The 5278-nt window shown below is 32.9% G+C and carries 5 protein-coding genes; 3 read left to right on the top strand and 2 right to left on the bottom strand.

Features of this window, described 5'->3' with window-relative positions; all coding sequences use genetic code 11:
- Positions 1-819, top strand: an 819-nt coding sequence (locus RYL88_RS11290) for a hypothetical protein (protein ID WP_314991369.1), incomplete at its 5' end; no start/stop codon positions are given.
- Between the two features lie 150 nt (positions 820-969).
- Here RYL88_RS11290 and RYL88_RS11285 read toward each other — a convergent pair.
- Positions 970-2436 (bottom strand): hypothetical protein, encoded by a 1467-nt coding sequence (locus RYL88_RS11285; RefSeq protein ID WP_314991367.1) that lies wholly within the window; start codon positions 2434-2436, stop codon positions 970-972.
- A gap of 107 nt (positions 2437-2543) precedes the next feature.
- On the opposite strand from RYL88_RS11285, the gene RYL88_RS11280 reads away from it, so the two are divergent.
- A complete protein-coding gene (locus tag RYL88_RS11280) occupies positions 2544-3473 on the top strand; it encodes a hypothetical protein (RefSeq protein ID WP_314991365.1) in 930 nt (309 codons plus the stop codon).
- A 17-nt stretch (positions 3474-3490) separates the two neighbouring features.
- Here RYL88_RS11280 and RYL88_RS11275 read toward each other — a convergent pair whose 3' ends face one another.
- Positions 3491-4288, bottom strand: coding sequence for an agmatine deiminase family protein (locus RYL88_RS11275; protein WP_314991363.1), 798 nt, complete (start codon positions 4286-4288; stop codon positions 3491-3493).
- Positions 4289-4834: 546 nt separating this feature from the next.
- Here RYL88_RS11275 and RYL88_RS11270 point away from each other — a divergent pair.
- The coding region (locus RYL88_RS11270; RefSeq protein ID WP_314991362.1) for a DUF262 domain-containing protein at positions 4835-5278 on the top strand (444 nt) is incomplete at its 3' end.

Genomic DNA, 5278 nt, shown 5'->3' with positions numbered 1-5278 from the left:
GGTATATTGAAGCTGCAAAAATTTATAAAAGAGACGAGCTCTTTGGCAAGAAAAGTGTCTTATCATAAAATACAGGCGCTAAAAAACATTGCAGAAGATTATAACGACAAAATAGGCAAAGTAGTTCAAAGAGAAGGTGGTGGCAAAAAAGTTATAAACCAACTAATTGTCGAAAAAACGCTCATATCTCCAAATTTAAAAAAAGCCATAATCCCAGGAAGCTCACTAAAAGGCGCTATAGCTACAGCTTTTGGCGAAATGCTTTATAAAAAGAGCAAAAGTTATGATACAAAAGAGTATTTTAGTGATTTTTTAGTAGCTGATAGCGAGGTAATAGAGTCGCATACTTTTGCCTCTGTTGCTACAAATATAAAAAGAAACAGAGCCTCAAGAGATCAAAATACAAGCAAAGGTATACCGGTAAGATACGAGGCGATCAACTCAAAAAGCGAATTCAAAACAACATTTACGATAAAAAATAATAAATTTGGCATAGAAGAGCTAATAAAAGCTTGCAACTCTCACTATATGCCGATATTTGCCTCTCAGTTTAGCTATGAAACGGACGAATTTACTCGAGAAGCTCTATCTGATAAATTTATCGAAAAATATGAGAATTTTAAACCTGTCGGTAATCAATTTTTATTACGAGTGGGTAAGCATAGTGGCGCAAGGGCCGTTACGGTAGATGGCGTCAGAAGGATAAAAATTATGAAAGGCAAAGGAAAATATTCTATTGAAGAAGAAGAAACCACGGCCTGGCTTATTAATAAACAGCCGTTTGGATGGTTGCTTTGCGAGATTTTAGAAGATAATTAAAATAGTTAGATATAGGGAGGGTAAGCATATTTTTGGTATATATTTATTTGTATAGAAAATATATAAAATCGTAAATCATATAAACAAACAAATTAATATACCAACAGCTTACTTAAGAGTAGAAGTGATATATGGTCGCTTCGTGGGTTTTTAATAAAAAACTAAAGTTTTATTTTTTATGACATTCATATTGTTATCATATATTTTTATATCATACTCATTTGTTTCTAGCTTGCCTAGAGTAGGACTTATTTTAAAGACTCCAAAGAGATTCTCTAGGTAGTCAATATTTGTGTATTTTTTAACTCCAAAATAATTTTTCTTGCCCAAATTCTCCTCAATCTCTTTAAAAATTTCCCCTATATGATCCCTTAGCTCTCCTTGTTTACCACATACGTACATTATGTATTTTGCTATGGCTTTAGGTATATAGTAAAAACCTCCGATTATATTAAAGGCATCTTTTATGGGCAAACTATAAACCATTATATATAAATCATCTAATGCAAAATTATCACGGTCTAGCGGGATATTAAAGGCTATATTTGCTATTTCTTCTTTTGATCTCCTTGTGTATAGCATGCGATCGTCATCCAATAAGTCATTAATCGGGATCCTAAAAATCAGCCTCTCCCAATCTTTTATCTGCTTATCTTCTATTAAAAATTTTGCATTACCTGGATAAACGCATAACATCTTGTCTTCGTAACACCCAAAAATATTATAATACTTGCCTTTAGATATATTGCCTATTATATCGATATTGTCTTTTTTGATGCTTCCAAACTCAAAATACCGCACCCCAAAGCAATCTATGCAGATATCTACGCCCTTGTTATGGTCCTTTTTGATGTATTTTTCCGACAAAAAGCCGTTAGCCATAAAAATAATATACCTTTGGTTGATGCTCGCTTTTGTTTTTATATCTATTTGTTTTAGTTCGATTTTTTCTAACTCCTTTATGAAATTATTTCTTTTGACGGCCCTTTTAAATAAATCGTGTTCGCTAATTTCGCAAAATAATCTATCTTCAAAATTTACGGTATCTATGAGTATTTCGTTTAAATGTAGCTTTTGTATGTAGTCGGCTAAGTTTTTTACGTAGTACACTCCTTTTAAAGCACATGTGCCATCAAGGTCTAAAACGCTCAAAGGCATGCTTGAAATAAACAAATTTTTTATATCAAATTCTTCTTTTTGCTCAAGTTCAAATTCGTAAAATGTTTCGCTAGCGCCTATCTCATCGAGTTTGACTATGGAAGCTTTATCATTGTTTTTAGATTTTAAAAAATCATTTGGAAAAAACGCATCATAACAAAAATTGTTTGACTCGTGACCGTAGAAATGCATAGCGTCTTTTTGTGTGTCATTTTCATAAATCTCCACAAAAATATCATAAGTATATAAGCCTCTGTTATTTGATTGTTGATTTTTTCTGAGATAGAGGTTGTCTAGGATGGGTAATAGTAACGTATTTTTCTGAGTAAAATTTAACTTTTCTAGCGGATCGCTACTTGATTCCAACGCTTCTAAATCTATCTCTTGCGATCCAGCTTCCTTTATCGCCATCGCATATGTTTTTGCGGTTTTTATACGTATTTTAGCGTATTTTTTCATGTCGTATCCTTCTTGTATGAATTTGCGGTATATTGTAGCCGATGAGATTGGACATTTTGCGTCTGTGTTTTTTGATATAATGGCAAAAATCTATGAAGGAGAGTGAGATGATACAAAAAGAGGATTGGAAAGAAATTTCTCTTGCAACGAGAGCCCAAATTTTACTTAACTACAATAATTTGGATTTTTTCAAAGGCGATTTTAAACTTGTCGACATTTATCAAGAAAACAACAAAAAGAACTTAGATTGGTTTTATGTTGAAAGCGAGCACGCTTTGGTAAAAAGTGCTAAAAAAACTAAAGACGGCAAGTATAATTTTTCATTTCCTATTGAAAAAGAACAGGATATTGCAAAGATGGATGCGAAAAGTATTTTTGGCAGAGTAGGGAAAATAGACAAGATCATCTTTGGATGTTTTGATATAGAAAATTCAAAAATTTACAGATTAGAAAAAACTTTTTATAATATATGTAAAAATGTAAAAAATAGTAAATATACATTAACGGAAGATAACTTGAGGTCTGAAAAAATATTAGAGGTGAAAGAAGATTTTCTTAATAGCTGGAAAGCTCTATCAAAAGCTGAAAAAGTTGCAAAAAATAGCAAAAATACAAGACTAGAAGGATTTAAGGGAATGGCAAATTTTTTTAATTGGTATAACAATCAAGAGAAAAAATGTGCATATTGCGGAATTCACGTAGAACAGATAAAAGCCCTTGGGGAAAATAAAAAGCTAAATAATAAAAGAAGCGATATACGCGGATATACGCTAGAGATAGATAGAATGCTACCAAAATTGGAGTATAGCGAAGAGAATTGCTGCATGGCTTGCTACTGGTGCAATAATGCAAAAACCGATGAGTTTTCGCCAGAAGAATTTAAACCTATTGCAAGGGGCATTAACGAAGTATGGAACAAAAGACTAGAGACTATTTGGAAAGAAGGCAGTAGTTTCAAAAGAGAGTTTATTTTTGATGAAAAGTCAGAAATTTGGAAAATTGACTTTGATAAAGAAATGAATTCTAAAACAAAATAGCAAATAAGGCGGTAATTCTACCGCCCAAATTTCTCCGCCGTTATGCAGTGTAGCGCTCCGCCAAGCTCTATTATTTCTCTTAAATTTATCGTCTCTACACTGCAGTCACTATAGATTTTCTTGATCTGCTCTATCGCGATATCGTCGTCACATATCCCGTATATCGGAACTATTAAAACATCCTTAATTTTAATAAAATTTAGGTAAGCGCCCCAATCTCTCTTTTTACTAAAAAAGCCCTCGCCATACCTCATAAATTTGATATTCAAACCGCACTTTTTAAGAGACCTTATAAGCCTATCGTTAAAACTCTTGCTCGCGTTTGAAAAATCATTGACAAGCACGCTGTTTTCATCTATCCATCTCGCCATGCCGTCGCTGTGCCCTAGCATATCGTATGGCTGTCTTGGTATGATGATGAGCTCCTTTAACCCGCATTTTTGCTTTATGATCTCAATGATCTCGGACTTTGTTTTTGACGGATTTTCTATAAAAATTTTATCAGTCATGATGGCTTTGCCTCCAAGCCTTACGAAATTTCCGCCGTCTAGGACTAAATTTATATGCTCTTTTAATGGCTGGATCTTTGTTTTTAGATGGCTATACTTTTCATCTTTTAGGTAATCTAGATCGTAGTCGTAAGAGACAAGGCGCCCATCATCAAGCAAAAACGGCATAAAATCCCTCATCCAGATATCTTTTGTTTCTAAAATTTCGTATTTTATATTGTATTTATTAAAGATAGAGCGCAAAGCATCGGCAATTTTGACGTGGTTTTTGATTAAAAGATTGGAAATAAGAATAGTCGGTTCCATCGGTTTTCCTAAATTTTAATAATTTATTGATATTTTGACAAATTCTATTAGCGCATGAGGACTATTTTTTGTCCGACTTCCTCGTTATAATTTCACATATCGCAAAATGTATCAGCGATAAATAAAAACAAAAAGGATAATATATGAAATTCCAAGAACTTCAAATCAAGCTTCACAAAAGCCGGCAAAGACGAGCTCAGAAAAGCTCTGGGGCATGATGCGCACTCAAAAAGCTTCACAAAAGCCTGCAATGTCGCAATAAACGCCAAAAGCTTGTCTGATTTTTTGCAAAAAGGCTATTTTGATTGGCTTTATAGCTCAAAATCGCTTGTATTAAATTTGGCTCAAATTTTAGGCGTAGATCTAGATAGTGAACTAAAAAAACCGAAACATATAGCGCCGAACTTTGTAAAAAAATCAACGAACAAGTGGTTATGATTAGGCTCTAGGGGGCGAAATATGGGTAAATTTAGCTATGAGCAAAGGCAAAAGTTAAATATCATAAACTATATGTTATAATTATATTTAAAAAATAGAGGAGAAAAAATGTTATCTCAAAAATCAATTAGAAAAATAGTAGATGAAAAAATAAATTTCACGGTACCCTCATATCAAAGAGGCTACCGTTGGGATAGGCTAAACGTCACAGACTTGTTAAACGATTTGCTTGAGTTTATTCAAGACGGCAGTAGCGGAAAATTTTATTGTTTGCAACCGCTAGTAGTTAAGAAAATCGACAAAAATCAATACAATGTCATAGATGGACAACAAAGACTCACTACGATTTTTATCATATTAAAGTATTTAGAAAATCTTTTAAAAGAAGAAAACGGTATAGACGAAATTTATACGCTCAGCTACGAAACGAGAAAAGATAGTAAAGATTTTTTACAAAATATTGCTAGCAAAACGCGAAATGAGAGCGATAAAAATATGGATTATTTTTATATGTATCAAGCTTATAAGGATATAGATGGATTTTTTAAAGAA

It is taken from the genome of uncultured Campylobacter sp. (assembly GCF_963517995.1).
GTDB lineage: Bacteria > Campylobacterota > Campylobacteria > Campylobacterales > Campylobacteraceae > Campylobacter_A.
The sequence above is the reverse complement of the archived record's forward strand: the minus strand, read 5'-3'. Positions and strand labels throughout refer to the sequence as shown.